General features: G+C 42.7%; 11 protein-coding genes and 1 riboswitch. Of the genes, 3 read left to right on the plus strand and 8 right to left on the minus strand.

Annotated features, from left to right (window positions below):
* Positions 1–106: 106 nt before the first annotated feature.
* Positions 107–1,858 (plus strand): sulfatase-like hydrolase/transferase, encoded by a 1,752-nt coding sequence (locus tag NSS87_RS30070; protein ID WP_339244006.1) that lies wholly within the window; start codon positions 107–109, stop codon positions 1,856–1,858.
* Positions 1,859–1,918: 60 nt separating this feature from the next.
* On the opposite strand, the gene NSS87_RS30075 is transcribed toward NSS87_RS30070, so the two are convergent.
* From NSS87_RS30075 to NSS87_RS30090, 4 genes are all read right to left on the minus strand, one after another.
* Positions 1,919–7,732 carry an NPCBM/NEW2 domain-containing protein gene (locus NSS87_RS30075; protein WP_339244008.1) on the minus strand — a complete coding sequence of 1,938 codons (5,814 nt, stop codon included), beginning with the start codon at positions 7,730–7,732 and terminating at the stop codon, positions 1,919–1,921.
* Positions 7,733–7,886: 154 nt separating this feature from the next.
* A riboswitch (cyclic di-GMP riboswitch) is annotated at positions 7,887–7,973 on the minus strand.
* Positions 7,974–8,130: 157 nt separating this feature from the next.
* A complete protein-coding gene (locus tag NSS87_RS30080) occupies positions 8,131–8,697 on the minus strand; it encodes a hypothetical protein (protein ID WP_042194709.1) in 567 nt (188 codons plus the stop codon).
* A 115-nt stretch (positions 8,698–8,812) separates the two neighbouring features.
* Positions 8,813–9,802 (minus strand): EAL domain-containing protein, encoded by a 990-nt coding sequence (locus tag NSS87_RS30085; protein ID WP_339244011.1) that lies wholly within the window; start codon positions 9,800–9,802, stop codon positions 8,813–8,815.
* Between the two features lie 47 nt (positions 9,803–9,849).
* Positions 9,850–10,401 (minus strand): Crp/Fnr family transcriptional regulator, encoded by a 552-nt coding sequence (locus NSS87_RS30090; protein WP_339244013.1) that lies wholly within the window; start codon positions 10,399–10,401, stop codon positions 9,850–9,852.
* Between the two features lie 98 nt (positions 10,402–10,499).
* Here NSS87_RS30090 and NSS87_RS30095 point away from each other — a divergent pair, with 98 nt between their 5' ends.
* On the plus strand, positions 10,500–11,351 hold the full coding sequence (locus NSS87_RS30095; RefSeq protein WP_042192868.1) for a leucine-rich repeat domain-containing protein: 852 nt from the start codon (positions 10,500–10,502) through the stop codon (positions 11,349–11,351).
* 15 nt (positions 11,352–11,366) lie between these two features.
* On the opposite strand, the gene NSS87_RS30100 is transcribed toward NSS87_RS30095, so the two are convergent.
* From NSS87_RS30100 to NSS87_RS30110, 3 genes are all read right to left on the minus strand, one after another.
* Positions 11,367–12,356 carry a diguanylate cyclase gene (locus NSS87_RS30100; protein WP_339244015.1) on the minus strand — a complete coding sequence of 330 codons (990 nt, stop codon included), beginning with the start codon at positions 12,354–12,356 and terminating at the stop codon, positions 11,367–11,369.
* 40 nt (positions 12,357–12,396) lie between these two features.
* Positions 12,397–13,191 (minus strand): alpha/beta hydrolase, encoded by a 795-nt coding sequence (locus NSS87_RS30105; protein ID WP_042192872.1) that lies wholly within the window; start codon positions 13,189–13,191, stop codon positions 12,397–12,399.
* 121 nt (positions 13,192–13,312) lie between these two features.
* Positions 13,313–14,074 (minus strand): SDR family oxidoreductase, encoded by a 762-nt coding sequence (locus NSS87_RS30110; RefSeq protein WP_339244016.1) that lies wholly within the window; start codon positions 14,072–14,074, stop codon positions 13,313–13,315.
* 302 nt (positions 14,075–14,376) lie between these two features.
* Between NSS87_RS30110 and NSS87_RS30115 the strand changes: the two genes are divergently transcribed.
* Positions 14,377–15,006, plus strand: a complete 630-nt coding sequence (locus NSS87_RS30115) for a TetR/AcrR family transcriptional regulator (RefSeq protein WP_231573363.1) — start codon at positions 14,377–14,379, stop codon at positions 15,004–15,006.
* 64 nt (positions 15,007–15,070) lie between these two features.
* On the opposite strand, the gene NSS87_RS30120 is transcribed toward NSS87_RS30115, so the two are convergent.
* Positions 15,071–17,113 carry a carbohydrate-binding domain-containing protein gene (locus tag NSS87_RS30120; RefSeq protein ID WP_339244017.1) on the minus strand — a complete coding sequence of 681 codons (2,043 nt, stop codon included), beginning with the start codon at positions 17,111–17,113 and terminating at the stop codon, positions 15,071–15,073.
* Position 17,114 lies beyond the last annotated feature (1 nt).

The raw sequence follows: 17,114 nt of genomic DNA on the forward strand, positions 1-17,114 counted from the left end.
TTTATAATATAAGTATGTAAAAGGAGTTTTATTGGAGTGCTACTGTTTCCACGGTTTCCCACATAATCTAAGGCAACAACCTAATTAACCAAGGATGTGTATGCCCATGAGCAGTGCAGCAGAATCATCACGCTATTTAGAGAGACCCAATTTTCTTTTAATTCTCGTAGATGAGGAGCGATATGCCCCCATATATGAACATCCCGAAATCAGAGAATGGCGACGCCAGAATCTAGTCACACAGCAATTATTAAAATGCCATAGCCTTGAGTTCCACAGACACTACATTGGAACTACCGCTTGCTGCCCCAGCCGGGCAACGCTGTTTACAGGTCATTATCCATCGCTCCATGGTGTCAGTCAGACCGTAGGAATTGCCAAAGAATCCTTTGATTCCAATATGTTTTGGCTGGATAGGAACACTGTACCTACAATGGGTGACTACTTCCGGGAAGCCGGTTACCAGACCCACTATAAAGGGAAGTGGCATATCTCCAATGAGGATATTATCATTCCCGGTACCCACGACAGCTTGCCCAGCTATAATTCGGTGACAGGCGTCCCTGACAGACATCTTGAAGAAGTTTATTTACGAGCGAATCGCTTAGATAACTTTGGGTTCTCTGGTTGGGTGGGACCTGATCCGATTGGAAAAAATCCGCGAAACTCTGCTTCCTCAGCCGCGATCGGATTAAGTGGACGCGACGAGGTGTACGGTGCAGAAACTGTGGAACTCATCCAAGCGCTGGATCGCCAAAAAAACCAGGATAAAAATACGCCTCCCTGGCTTCTCGTCTCTTCCCTTGTAAATCCACATGATATTGTTCTATACGGAGCCCTCACTGCACATTTACCTAATTTTAGGTTTGAGGTCGAGCCTATGCCTGCAGTTCCTCCCTCTCCGACGCAAAATGAATCATTAGCTACCAAGCCGCGCTGCCAAGCCAGCTACCGGGACCTCTATCCAAAAGCCTTGCAGCCTATTATTGACCAGCCTTTTTATCGCCAACTGTATTATCAACTTCAAAAAAACGCTGACCTTCAAATGCGAAAGATCTTCGAGACTCTAACTCGCTCTTCTTTCTATGACAATACCATCGTCATCTTTACCTCCGATCATGGAGATTTATTAGGGGCTCATGGAGATCTTCATCAAAAATGGTACTCTGCCTACGAAGAATTTCTGCATGTCCCTTTTCTCATCCATAATAGACGCTTATTTCCCAAATCTCAGGACATCCATGCCCTAACAAGTCATGTAGATCTGATTCCAACCATGCTAGGGCTTGCGAATGTAAACATCACAGACCTTCAAAGCCGTATGCACAATAGGTACAGTGATGCCCGCCCTTTTGTAGGCCGCAATCTTGCACCTCAAATCCTTGGACACAGCCCATCTGCAATCGTCGATGCGCCCGTCTATTTCATGACCGACGATGATGTTACACGCGGCCAGCATCAAACCAGTCCCTTGGGAAAACCGTATTCGTCTGTCGTTCAGCCGAACCACATTGAGACGGTTCTAACGTATCTTCAAAGAAATGGTCGGAAAGAGCTGTGGAAGTTCTCGCGTTATTTCGATAATCCTCAATTTTGGAGCCAACCCGGAGTTCAGGATGTCACACTTCAGCCTGTGGAGGGAAAACCCGGTGAATGGACCACAAGGATTAAGACAGAACCCGTACCTGAGGAATATGAGCTGTACAATTTAACAGAAGATCCTTTGGAGGCATATAACCTTGCACACCCCACCCTGACAACACAGCAGAGCAGAAGTATTCAGCAATGGATGAAACGTCTACTTGAAGAGCAACGGATCCAAAAGCGCTTAACACCAACCCAAACAACTACTATATAAAAACAGGCGAATCATGGTTGAATACACCACAATTCGCCTGTTTTTTTCTGCCTATGGGATTTAATTGTTATCAATAAAAGAAATTAATTGCACGAGATTACCTGCGACTTGGTAAGTTAACCCCAGCATGTAAGTTCCCTTCTCCTCGTTCGATAGGTCTATAGTGAACACATCAGGATTAGCTGCCCATTCATTCATATCAAACATGATTTCTTTAGATGTTCCAGTGTTTCTGACCCCTGCCGAACTAGGGATCACTTTATTGCCATCAAGCCCTTTCACCGGATTGGTCCATTCAACCACAGGTCCCTTTAATCCTCCCACCTCTACCACTTGAGGGTCAGCCAATAAGCTCGTTAGTTTAGTTAACCCTTGCAATGGGGAGAAGTCAGTGATTTCATTTCCAGTAATATCAAGTGTCTCTAGGTTCTTAGCATACTGTAGACCTTCCAAGGATCTAGCTCTTCCGGTCTCGCTCGTTAACGTTGCAAGGTTATACATATCCCCTAGCGTTAGTTCTCCAGTTACGCCTAACGTAGTCTTGATCGAAGCACTTAAATATTTGTCCGCAATGGTAATGACTTGCGTAAGGTCTATTTCGGTCAGACCTTCTGTTGCTTGATGTAACGCTGCCGAGGCTGCATCTATTTCACTTTGTGTGACAGAAGGATTAGTCAAAGCCGCTTCTGCACTCGAAAGGCTTGCCGTAAATGCCGCAATACTCTCAGCCGTGAACCCTTCTAGAGAAATTGCTTTTGCCGCTGCAATGGCTTGCTCCAGATCTCCAGTGAATAGGTGATCTCCATTCGCAAAATGTAGTTTGGTTCCTCCCCATGTAGCATGGTCAGATCCGTTGCCATTTCCGCCGTCTGTAACGACCAATTTCAGCTCTTTAGCTCCGTTAATATCCAATTCGATGAACTTCTGCGGATCTCTGGAGCCCATAATCCCACTATCGAATTTCTTCTCTCCATCGACAAACACTTCAAAGCTCACCGAACCGACCGTACCATACATTTGTCGATCTACACCCACATAGGAAGTGAAGTAGTCCGCGTTCTTATCGCTTAGATCGTATACAATCGTCGAGTTAGAGTGTGCTCCAATCCCTCTCTCGTAGGACACTACTTGATTGCTCTCATCGGTTAATCTCAGCGTATTGGCACTAATAGATTTATCCTTCAAAGGCGCAGTATAGCTGTTCTGAGTAGAATTCCAGTCGTAATCCGTCAGATACGTAAAGTCCGTCATGTCTACAACGGCAATGGTTCTAGTCTTCGTGGTCGTATTTCCATCACTATCCGTTACTGTATAAGTAATCGGATACTTTCCAGCTCTGTTAAATTTAACTTGATCTTCACCCGTAACCCTTACTTGTGCCGTCAAGTCACCATCTTCTGAATCTGTTGCCGAATAGTCTACACCTACTGCTATCGCTTGGCCCACTTTGGTAGATACTGATTTAGCTATGGTAAGCTCCGGGGTACTGTTCAGAATTATAAACTTCGCATCCGCGAAATCACCGTGATCTGATGCATTTCCGTTGCCTGCATTGTCTAATACCAATTTCAATTCACTTACACCCTTCACAGGGATTCGAGCTAGTTTGGCTTCCGTGCCAAATTTCATCAGTCCGCTGTTATACACTTCTACCCCATCGACGAAAATTTTAAAGATCACACTAGAGTTGTTTTGCTCCGGGATATTTCTATCAACCCCTACAAACGTTTCAAAATATTCATAGTTTGCGCCCGCTAGATTATATACAATCTCAGAGTTAGCATGCGTTCCTAAGCCCTTAGCGAACTCTTTGGTTACGCCATTTACAAGTAGTTTAATCGGATTGTTAGAACTTGCCTTATCCTTACGAACAACATTATAATCCGTTCTTGCCGACTGCCACGCTGTATCACTCAAGTATTTACTAGCGCTATACACAACGATTGTTCTGGTCTGCACAGCTGTATTCCCATCCCGGTCTGTAACTGACAGTTCGACGTTGTAAGTGCCTGTTTTGCTTGAAGTGAAACCATTCGGACTTACCTCAACGGCTCCAATCAAGTTACCATCTTCCTTATCAACGGCTGTAACACCGGTCAAAACATCAAAGTCACTGTTCAGCTCAATAAACGTTGTCTCTTCAGGCACTGTGATAGTAGGCTTGCTTGAAGTATTCGTAAACTTCGCATCCGCCCATACCGTATGATCTGAAGCATTGCCGTCTGTAGCATCTGTGGTAACCAGCTTCACTTCTCGCGCGCCTGTCACAGGTATTTTCACAAATTCATGCTCTGTCCCTGCCCGGAAAACATCGCTCGTGAATTTCTTCTCTCCATCTACATACACTTCAAAGGTTGCAGAGGATGGCTTTCCTTTCATCGCTTGATCGATCCCGATGTAGCTTTCAAAGAAGTCATAACCTTTACCCTCAATATCATAAACAACTTCAGAGTTCGCATGTACACCGATTCCCTTGGTATAGGTCGCAGCTAACCCTTGTCGAACAAGGGTGATGATTCCACCAGAAACGGCTTTGTCTTTCTTTAATTCACCCCAACCAACAACGACTGACTTGGCAGTAAGATCCGAAAGATAAGCATAGTCACTCGTTACCGTAATCAGTGTAGTTTTGGTTTCTGTAACCCCTTCGTTCTTCACTTCATATACCACTTCGTAGTCGCCTTTTTGCGTTACATCAACGGTATTTGCTTTCAGGGTGACATTAGCAGTAATATCGTTCCCTTGGTAGTTAGTCGCTTTTACATAGTTCATTGGATCAAAAGTTTGATTAAGCTTTAACGTAATTTGATCTTCAACAGACAGCGCTGGCTTGAAGGCTTTAACCTGTACCGGCTTCAGTGGGTTCAGCTTCTTATCATAACCAACGATCTTGTACGTATAATTGATGCTGCTATCTACATTCGTGTCCACGAACTGGTCAGTCCCAGTAAACCCTACTAACTTATCGTCTCTATACACCTCATAACCTAAGAAATCTTTCTTAAGATCCTTATCTATACTGAAGCTTAATGTGTTCGATTTAGCAGTAGTGTTAGGCGTGATATTAACCTTTATCGCAACATTCTTATCTGCTATTCCTGTTCCCTCATAATGAACCACTGAATTGTTTAAATACCAGAGCTTTTTCGGTGCTGGGTATTTAGCTAACTTCTCTTTCGTTTCAGGATTCACAGTGAAGCCATGTCTGGCAAAATAGCTACTTAGGTCTAACCCCAGCACTTCAGAGGAGAACTCCACCAAATACTGCTGCTTGGAATTGTCGCCGTTCGGAAGGGAGACCTTCCGCTCGCGGTATAGCTTGGTCAGTTCTGTCCAGTAACCCGGATGCGCTAATTCTAACTGCCAATAGGCACCGAGCTGTGCAAATAAGCCCTGCTGATTCATAACCACTTTATTTTCTTCGATTACATATTTATAAATATCACTTTCAAAAGGAATACGAGTATCCATCGAGTCCGCATAGACTGACATCAGCATAGACACCATATTATTGGTTACTTCACCATATTCTCGTTCACCCATCGCCAAGCGATGCCCTATTTCATGATTCAATCCCCATCCTGGATAGACTTTGTTAAAATCACCTAACATCGTCCCTACGGTCCCAATTTGTATCCCTGTATGATCTCCCGCTGCATACATCGCACCATAAGGCTGCATCAATCGGATGTTCTCACGAATTAGCTTCGCATCATGAATCACACTACTGCCATCCAAGCCATAGAAGTCAAAGATCGTCTTCATCCAAGTATCATAGCCGGTTACGGTACCCAGCGGATCATTTTCTTGCGTAATAAACTTGTTATAAGCTTCTGTCGCAGTTCCTGTGAAAATAACATGATCGCTGACCATTTCCACCACATCGATGAGCTCGCGATCTTGAACATTCGGATGCGCTGCCTTATCTTCATCTAATTTTTGTTTATAGGTGTTTAAGAAGGCTTTAAATTGTTCAGGATCTGTAGTCTTGGTCATCATAGGGATCTTGGTAAGCCCCTCGAACCGGATCATAGGTGCTTTACCTTGTTCCTCTGCTGTATATGGATTGACGATATACACTGTACCGCCTTTAGTCACTTCATGTGCATAATAACTATTCGTAGCAAATTCAGGAACGGTTATAATATTCTTACCTGGACGCAATTGCACACCTCTAGCCCAAACATTCCAAGCCGCCTCTTGTTGAGAAAAGACTAAAGAAGGTAGTTTATCGCTCGAAGCTGCGTCCACATAAACGTTGATTGTATCTCCAGGCATTGCAACGAGACCTGTAGGCTGGTTGTTCGTCCCGAAACCAATTCTCAGGTTTTCCTGCGCATGCTTTTTCATATCTCCACGTTGTTTCGCCTCAATGATGGTGCCTTCAGTTTGAACTTCACCATTCACTAGCTTCTTAGCTAAATCCAAAGAATCTTTCAGGATTGGATAGAGCGGATGTACTTTTGCCGCTTCTTCTAATTCGTTGATTGCTTCGACGCTATTATAAGCAGGAACAACCGCACTCATCGTGCCATCTGTGAAAATACCATTTACAGCTTCACTTACTTTATCCTCTGTATAAAATCTAAATTCAGCTGCAAAGGGTCTGTTGATATTGGCTTTTGTGAACTTGAATTTCAATCTTTTAAACTTTGTAGGTTCGAATTTAAACTCCAGAAAGTCATTCGTACTAGTCGCGGTTCCGCTAGATACGAGTTGGAAGGTCTCTCCCTTACTTGTTTCTGATGCATAAATTTCAAAAGCCTCTGGGAAGCCTTTGCGGTTATCTCTAGCCAGGAAAGCCACTCTATCTAGTATTTTCGCTTGCGCTAATTCAAACACGACTTCATTCGTGAAGCTGTCATCATTGTTTTTGTTCGTTTCCCAGTGTGTATTCGGCTGGTCATCGAGCATGTATTCCGGTTTCGTACCTGGATAGCTTCCACCGTTCACCGTTACTTTTGATACATTAGAGTTGGGCATTCTATAAGCTTCGCTATAGGCATTTTCGTATGCTGTACCATAGCCTTTTAGCTTCGAAACCTTAGCTGCTGTTGCCTCTATTTGATGATTCTCCAGAAGTACTTTTGCATTCTCTATATCTGCTTGAAACTGCGCGTACAGTGGATGTGTCTGTACTTCTTGTTCTAAAGCCGTTAATTTCTCCACCGTATTAAATGCTGTGCTAACTTGACTCAAGGTATCATCTGTAAATAAATTTTTCATTTTAGCGGATACGGTATCTTCTTTGTAAAAAGAAAACTCGGCTGCACTCGCCCAATCTTGGTTAGCTTTTTTGAAGACAAATTTAAGTCTCTTGAAGGCTGTAGGTGCAAACTGAATCTCTACTACGTCACCTGCTCCGCCTTTATATTCTCCAGAGGATACTAGCGTATAATCGCCTGCATCCGTAGTTGAGCCATAAATATCAAATTCCTGAGCAAACCCCTTCCCCTTTGCACTGGATTGTCTTGCAGCGTATACGATTCTATTTAATTCAGTGGACTCATTGAAAACAAAGACAACCTCATTCGTAAACGTTGAACTGTTCGGTTTGCCCGTTTCCCAATGCGTACTCATATCGCCATCCATAGCCTTAGCTATAGGTGAACCTGAGTAGTTGCCACCGTTATTGGTAATGGATTTAATATTCGCAGGATTCATTCTAAAAACATCATTATAAGCGCTTAGGATAGCCTTGCCGTAGAGATCAAACGGAATAACTGACGCATTGCTGAATAGGTCAGCCTTGCTTTGTACTACAGTGTTCACTACACTTACCGTGCTTACATCACTTGCTAAAGCATAACCTGCCTCACTCGAAAAACTAGCTAACATGGCTGCTGATGTAGCGATCGCAATCATTTTTTTCATCTTTTCTACCCCCCAGATGTAATATGAATCTCTTCCGTGCCTAAAAATAGGCACAAAAAAAACTACCCCAAAAGAGTAGCTTGATTGCGTATAAAGTCGCATAAAAACTAAGACTTAATTTTTATTAAACTTTAACAAAAAGCGTAATACACTCTTTGGCAGCTGGCTGACAATAGTTATGATAACCTTAGTCCCTATAGCTTTGCGTCCCTACATTTCCATAGGTTTGCCTATGAAGTTTCGAATACATTACAAAGAGTAACATAACGCTACATCTGATCGCATGATTAATTGGTATGAAATCCGAATAGGTAATTGCAATTACTTTTTCTATCGTGATAGATATTCTTTATAGAGTATCCCGGAAGAGAGAGGACACTTTAGGACTGGAGGTCTACTTAACTCCCCGCACCAAACAAACGCCGGAACCAATTCCACACATCGCCCGTGATGGGAATTAACCCGAAGCCATGCTCGCCAACTGCGATTAGACCATATGCCCATTGGCCAATAGCTACTGCTCCCCCAGCAATCCGTCCTATGGCTACCGCCCCAAATGCCGTATCACCTATGGCGACAGCCCCCAACGCTTTTTCGGCTATCGCGATCGCGCCTACAGCCACTCCTGCAATAGCAATCGCCCCAGCTGCGAAGCCAAGCCAGCTAATGGCTATCGCTCCAAGGGCTAACCACATTCCTAGTGATATTGCACCCACGGATAGAACCCCTACGCTTATCGCACCTATGGAAATCAAGCCTACAGCTACATCTCCAATAGCAATTAATCCAACAGCTGTCTTCACTTGTGGCTTGCTTCCGTGACCATACCCCTGACCTGAGTATCGACCCAAATTGCTGCGAATACTTACCACCGGAAATGATGGAGACGGCCATTGATAATCAATTTCTCGTCCACCTAACCCTCTAGAATCCGCCCAGTGCGTGATGTACTTATGCCATTTCATATCCATCCCGTCCCCCTTCTCAATTACCTTAATTATACAACCCTAGGGGTTGGCTGCACTCAGACTCTGACCTGAAATTCATCTCATCCTCTAGACGGAGTTATACTCATTAGGATCACTGTTTGGGAATAGGATCAGGCTTTCCAAATAAATATCCCTGAAACAACTGATAACCACTCTGCTTAAGCCATTCAAAGTCCTCTCTAAACTCCACACCTTCTGCTAGAGGAACGGATTGGATTTCTAAAGCTTTTTCTAAAAATTGTTTAGCTATTTTCTGTTTGTTCAGATCGCTGGACACACCCTGAACATATTTCATATCCAGCTTCATGTAATGGGGTTTAAGCTCCAATAACATCTCGATCGTGCTGAAGCCCTCGCCAACATCATCTAAAGCGTATTCAAATCCCCGATCCTTGTAATATGTCAAAATAGCTTTCAAATGAGCGAGATCATCCACTTTCTCCGTCTCAACAACTTCAAAAACAAAAAGAGAGGGATCGACGCCTAATTGATTGGCCAGTTCAACGGTTGATCTTAAGCAGAACTCTGGAGCGTAGATCGACGTTGGGATAAAATTAATAAACGTTTTTTTATTTAAGGGTGCAGCATATTTTACAGCAGTCATTCTACATAACCGGTCTAAAGCATATAAACGCCCACGATTCCGTGCCGCCGCAAAAATCTCATTAGGATAGATAAGGGACCCATCTTCTTTTTTAAATCTGGATAGGAGCTCGTATGCAAAAATCTCTTCCCGTACGTTCACAATCGGTTGGAAGTGACAAGTAACTAAGCCCTTAGTTATAACCTCATCAATCCACTCCATATCAAGTACAGTAGGTAATTCGGATAGAGGTCTCCATGTTTGGTCATCTATACGGAATTCAAACTGCTCCGACTCCATATGGTCATTACAGAAATCTAGAAAATCCCGCACCCCAGCCTCCTTAATCGTAATCACATTTTCTTCTACCTTATGTATCGTATTACTTCTACTCAAGTGATGAATAACCTCAGGTAAAATCCTTAGATTAAGCTCACCATGAGCCTTGATTTCAAAATTCAGCTCTCTTACTACACAATGATTACATGCCACATTCATAACCCCTTTAATAATCAATTCTCTGAAAAAGATCCCGGAACTGCTCTTCAATCGAAATCCGTATACTCTAGTAAATACGTCGGGTCTAACACGGTGATCTGCTGATGTTGAATATCAATAATCTTTTGCTCTTGCAGATCTTTAAGCACAAGGGTAGCCGTCTCCCTTAACGTTCCGATCATATCCGCGAACTGCTGATGGGTCAATCGAAGATCAATCCTCTGTTTGCCTTGCTCCTCGACTCCAAATCTTTGGTATAGTCTTCTCAGCGTAAAGATCGCACGCGCTCTCGCATCATGAAATTTCATTTCATGTAATAACCGATTCGATAAAAATAAACGGTCCATTTGCAGCAGCATCAATTGTTCCTTAATCAACGGGTAATCGGCAAGCATCTGCTCAAAAGGCTCACGTTTAATCACAAATAATACAGTATCATTCATAGCCACCGCAGACAGCACTCTTATATTGGAGGGATGGATCACTTCCAGATCGCCAAATAAATCGCCTTTTCCAAAAAGATCTACGGTATGCTCTTTCCCTTTTGTGGTAGCGTACACCCTTATAATCCCCGAATAGATAACATAGGCATGATCCACATTCCATAGTTTTGTATGCCAACATACTGATAATAAATCATCATCCTGTTATATTCTATCGTAACGATGCCAAAACCAATAACAAAGGAGAACCTTCCATGAGATATAATTTTGACGGAAAAGGACTTACAGAAACGCCAGAGATCGTGTTTGAGAGCAATCCTCTACTAGAACTGAGCATGTACAACAACCATCTTAAAGAAATCCCTGACCATCTCTTCCTCCATGACGAATTAGAGGTACTTAATTATGCGGGTAATGAAATCGAACAGTTATCCGAGAACATCGGTCGCTTAGTTCACCTAAGAATGTTGGATTTAGGCCATAATCGACTGAAGGTATTGCCGGAGACAATTGGCGGACTGCAGGGGTTAGATTCTTTTCTATACCTAAGTAATAATCAGTTCGAACAGCTGCCGGAGCAGCTTTGTAATCTCCAGAAACTCAAGTATCTGAACGTAACAGATAATCATCTCAAGCAATTGCCTACCCGTATAGGCGAAATGAGCAGTCTAATTGAACTGCGGCTTTATTATAATCAGCTAGAACGTCTACCTGATTCGATCACACAAATTAAAGGGTTAAGAGAGATTCATCTTTATGGTAATCAACTGGTCGTATTGCCAGAGCATTTGGGTGCTTTAGAAGAACTGCGGATACTCGATATGAGTGATAATCGAATCACTGAACTGCCCTCATCCATCGGTAAACTAAGCAAGTTAAGAAGACTTAACCTTCGAAAAAATAAACTGAATAAGCTGCCTGAGGAAATAGGTCAATTAAGCAGCCTTGTTGAGCTTGATTTAAGAGATAATAACCTGCAAGAAATCCCGAATTCCCTTTTACAGCTTGAACGATTAGAGAAACTGGATCTAAGATGGAATCACAGCTTGAAGGGAACGGATATTTTAGAGCAATTAGAGCAAAGAGGATGTATCGTATATAAATAACAAAAAAGCCCCCTGTTAAAGAAGCTTTTCATTCAAATCTATGCTATGCGTGACGCGGTTTCTCCCCTGTTCTTTAGAGGCATAGAGCGCTTGATCAGCTTTTTGCAGAAGGGTGGTTTCTGAATCAGCTGGAATAAATGTAGCTATACCAATACTCACCGTAATCCGGCCCATTTCCCAAGTTGAATACGCGATAGATTGCCGTAAATTCTCAGCTATAGTCTTTGACTCCGAGATGTCTGTATTTGGTAAAAGAAGTATGAATTCCTCACCGCCATATCTAACCGCCATATCCTCTTTACGAGATTGCAGTTTCAAGATACTCGCCATTTTCTCCAGTACATAGTCACCTGTCTGATGCCCATAGGTGTCGTTCACTTTTTTAAAATGATCAATATCTATAATACACAGCGAAAATGCTGCTTCAGCTTGGGCATACCCTGCAATCTGCTCTTCCAGCTTCTCTTGAAGAAACCTTCTATTCTTCAGCCCAGTCAGCTTATCTGTATTAGATAATTCTACTAAAACGGCATTCATCTCCAGCAATTCAGCTTGCTTTTGCTCGATTTCCAGGTGAATTTGTTTGAGCTTTGCCAGCGCCTGATCTTTTTCCCAATAAGCCTCTTCTATTTGCTTCTTCGCAGATCGTAACTCTAGCTCATAATCAATACGTTTGCCCATCTGTACTAAAATACAATCAATGACCTCTACACCTTCACACTCAAGGCGTCTGCCATTTAACAAGTAAGGGACGGCTTGTCCCTTGCTGTCCTTCAAATTGATAAATAACTCTTCCACCTGTCCATTCAGATTGATAAAAGGATAGAAGTATGAATGAAAAATAAGCTTGTTTGCCGTAGACATGATAGATTCAAAATGCTTATGCACCAAATCAACCTGCTTATACCCCATACGGTCCAAGAACGTCTGATTTACATCCTTGATTATTCCTTCATGGGTAATAGAAACATAGCCACAAGGCGCAAATCTTAATCGGTCATCCATGATCTAAATATCCTTTCAACACAGCATAATCTCATCTAGCTTACGTAAGATATTCATTAATTAAAGTGATGGTCTCCTCAGGATGGCTTATATGCGGGTAATGCCCTTTAGCCTCCATTAACCGGAAGGTGCTATTATTCAAGTGTTTATGTAGATATTCTCCAGCCGCTATAGGTACGATACTGTCATCCGAGCATTGTAGAATAAGTGTAGGGATTGTAGCCTTAGGTAGATCTTCCCTATGATCTGAAAAGAACGTAACTTCTGCAAATTCCCTTGCAATAACAGGATCTGCCGAGATAAAGCTGCGCTCCAGCTCTTTCGTTAACATCGGGTCAGGGTTGTTCATAGCAAGAGGTGCCATAAAGCTAGCCCAGCCAGCAAAATTCATCTCCATCATCTCCAGAAGCTCAGTAATATCGCTCTTCTCGAAGCCTCCGAAATAAGTATCCCCCTCATTTAAATAACATGAAGAAGGACCAATCATAATCATTTTATCAAAATAATCCGGCCGCTCAATCGAAGCAAGCATCCCGATCATAGAACTAATCGAATGACCTATAAAAATAATATCTTTGAGTTCCAACGTTTCGATGACATCCAATACATCCTGTACATAGCCGTGGAGCGTATGATATTTATCTGTTGTATATGCACTTAAATCTGAGTTACCTGAACCTACATAATCAAATAGAACGATTCGATATTTCTTCTCAAAAGAAGGCGTAATAAACTGCCACATGCTCTGGTCACACCCAAATCCATGTGCAAAAAGGATGGTTCTTTCTCCTTCTCCAATCACTTTCACATGATTCCGCGCCCTAACATCGTTCATTTCATATAACTCCCTCTATAGTTAGCATTCTCTCTATTTTGAAGGGTTAACCTGGAAATATCAAGAGCATAAAAAACTCCGCTAGAGTAATCTCTAGCGGAGTTTTTTATGCTATCTAATTTTAGAATGCTGAAGTCCATCCCGCATCGGCAGCGAGGACTGCTCCGTTTACAAAACTGGAATCATCTGAAGCCAGGAATAACGCAACTTGTGCGATTTCTTCAGGTGAACCTACACGAGGAATTACAGCCTGTGTTAGTTGAGTGCGGCTCATGCCGAACTCATTAATATTTTTCATAGAAGCACTAATGTTAGTGGCAGTAGCTCCTGGTGCGATGGCATTACAACGAATGCCTTTGTTGGCATACATAAAAGCTGTATTTTTCGTCAAGCCTACTACTGCATGTTTGGAGGCAGTATAAGTTGCTCCAGCATGAGCACCACTTACGCCACCGGTAGAAGCGGTATTCACAATAACGCCCCTTCCTTTTTCGAGGAAAATAGGTAGCGCTTTACGTGTGGACCGCATTACACTTTTGGTATTGATGTCAAAGATAAGATCCCATCTCTCATCATTAATATCACCAACTGGCTCAAAGCCGTCCATAATACCCGCATTATTCACTAGTATATCTAGGGTTCCATATTCATTTACTGCGGTATCAATCATGTTATTGATATCTTCGACTAGAGCAACATTTACTTTCAACGCCTTAGCTACTCCACCATTACTAACGATTCCTGCTGCGACTTGTTCCGCACCTTCGAGGTTAAGATCGGCTACTATTACTTTAGCACCTTCTTTAGCGTACAACTCTGCGATAGATTTCCCCATACCCGAGGCTGCTCCGGTAACAACTGCAACTCTGTCTTGAAGTTTCATGTTGGAAGTCTCCTTTACGTTTATCTATAATGTAAGTATCAATACAAGCAAAAACGCCTTCGGCGTCCTTAATGGGACGGTAAGCGTATATGCGAGAAATATAAGGATAAAGTATAGCGTGAAACTTATACTTCCTTATATTTTATAAAATCTCTAAATCACTTAAAATTTATTCTACTCAAGTTTAATCTTCTGCAATTTAACTATCAATATACAAATGAGACATCAAATGTTCATAAATAAATATAACTTGGAATTGTGTTGAAATAGGAATAGAAAATAGACAGTTAGGTGGTCTTCTGTTGCTTAAAAATCGAAGAACGAGTAAATCGAAGAAAGAACTAAAAAATGCATTGATATTACTCATGGAAAAAAAGAATTTCCGCACCATTACGATAACCGATATTGTTACCCTAGCCGATTTAAACCGTGGAACCTTCTATAAGCATTATCAAACCAAAGAAGAACTTCTGAATGAGCTGATTGATGATGTGCTGGAGGATTTAATTAAGGCTTATAAAGATCCCTATCTCCATACCGATAAATTCATGGTGAGTGAGCTTACTACCTCTAGCATCAAAATTTTCGAGCATGTCGTTTCCTACTCTAATTTTTATACCATCATTGTAAATTCCAATGTTCTGCCTGGGTTTCAAAATAAGATTTGTGACATCTTAAAGGAGCTAACCAAGCAGGACTTAGTCGAGGTTAATAATACTAATAACAATATAAATATCGAACTATTTTCTAGCTATACGGCCTATGCTCTATTTGGATTAATCATGGAATGGGTAAAGGGAGGGTTCAAATATACTGCGAACCATATGGCAGAGCAGCTGATTCAAATTCTGTCTTTTAATTCACACAATGTGATCATAAAGACTTCAAATCAACCCATTAAGCAGAATTTAATCTCTATTAATAGCGACTAATTATCTGTACCACCAAAAAGCCACTCCAATGTGCTGGAGTGGCTTTTAATATGCAATTTATAGATTATGGTCTTCCTTTTCCACCGCCACCGCCGCCACCTGGACCTTGATTGGTGTTCGCGGTGGTTACTCCGGATTCATTCAGCCAAGTTACACTACTTGTGATTTCAAACGCTACTACTTTCGTTCCTCCAGTATATTCGCCATCCGTATACAATCCATTTGCTTCACTGCCAGTCGAGGTACCTCCCGAGTAGAGGGTGTATGATCCACCGTCTTTCAAATCAGGGGAGCTCATCACCAACGACTGATAATCCTTCGATGGAGCAAAGGTTAGAATCGTGTTTCCTTCGCTATCCTCCAGATGGACCAATGTTCCGGCCTTCTGGATCTGAGGAAACGTCATGCTGACTGCATGTTGGCTGGAGGTGTCAGACGTTGCCTGAGCCATACCCGAGCTTCCCGCGGCTATTAGAGTACCGCCACTCTGTTCAAAGCTGCCATCGTAATCGAGAGCACCGTTTCCACCATTAGTAGGTCCATTAACAATTACTGTACCACCTGACATCACGATAGAGCCGTTCGAATCCAATCCGTCACCTGTGGCATCGACTGCTAATGTTCCCCCGCTAATCGTGAGCACATTAGCCGCAGCATCGCTGAATTGATCCTGCTCCTGAGGGCCACCTCCTACAGTCGCTTCATCATTGCCTCCTGCAACATTCACTCCATCATCAGAAGCAACCACATGAGCTTCACCACCGGAAATCTCGATGTTTGCTCCTTCAATCCCTTCGTAGCTCTTCGTAATATCAATTTTGCCACCGGATATCGCCACCAAGGCATCCGCATGGATTCCATCGTCGCCAGTTTTGATGTTGAATTCTCCATCGGTTATCGCAACGTTACTGTTGCTGTGCACTGCATCATCAGCAGAATCAATGTTAAATGTTCCGTTGTTTACGCTAATATCTCCTCCAGCCTTCAAGCCTTTAGTACTTGGTATTTCCGATTCTGTTGTTGTTGTAGTTGTTGGTGCTTCCGTTGTTGTTATCTCTGACTTTGCTTCTGGTTTTGTTGCTGGTGTCGATGTTTCTGATGTTCCCGGTGCTTGGCCACCTGTTCCTTGACCTCGGTCACCTCTCATGCCCATGCCTGCCCCTTGATCACCTGTCTTCACTTCGCCATTCTCGCTGCCTCCGCCTGTAACCACGGTATACGTTCCGCCATCGATTACAAGTGCAGTTTCCGCCTGAATTCCGTCATTGCCAGCCTTAATATCAAATGTTCCTGCTGCTATAGCAAGGAAGCCTTTGTCCGTTTCGGTATCGTTCGTTGATTTCATTCCGTCACCTTCAGCTGTAATGCTGATACTTCCATCCTGCACAGCGACTAGATCTTTACCGACAATCCCGTCATCGGCAGCCTGAATTTCAAGTGTGCCATTCATTATTTTGAGATCGTCCTTGCTTGTAATCCCATCATTATAATTAGCAGAAACGGACAGCTTCCCTGTGCCATTGATTGTTAAGTCTGCTTTACTAAAGATAGCTGCACTAGGCTCATCTGTAGTGTCATCAGCATAGACATAAGTTGCTCCATCCGATACGGAGTTCTCTGTTCCGTCCTCCAAGGTAATGATCACTTTACCTGCTTCTTTAATATCAATTGCAGCACTATCGCTGTTCGTGATGTTCACACCGTTCAGTACCAAATGCACAATACCTTCATCCTGATTATTAACTACAATCTGTCCATCACTCAGCTTACCAGACAGCACATAAGTTCCCGCTGCAGTAATTGTCACTGATCCATCCTTAGACTCAGCCCCGGTGCCGTCAACAAGCGCACTTGTTCCAGCCAAAGCAATTTCCGTCGATTGGTCCGCCGTCCAACTTGTATTAGAATCGTCTTCATCGAACGTTACCAAGTCCGATAGCTTAGCACTTGCAAGTTGCACTCCACTATCAGCTCCACTCTGGCTCGACGTTAATTCACTCGACGTGGTTTCAGACTGTACGGTCTTATTATTATTGCTGCAAGCCGACATGAGTCCCGCACACAGTAACAAGACCCCTATTTTACTAACTGTTATATAATTCTTCATA

It is taken from the genome of Paenibacillus sp. FSL F4-0243 (assembly GCF_037963295.1).
Lineage (GTDB): Bacteria > Bacillota > Bacilli > Paenibacillales > Paenibacillaceae > Paenibacillus_AQ.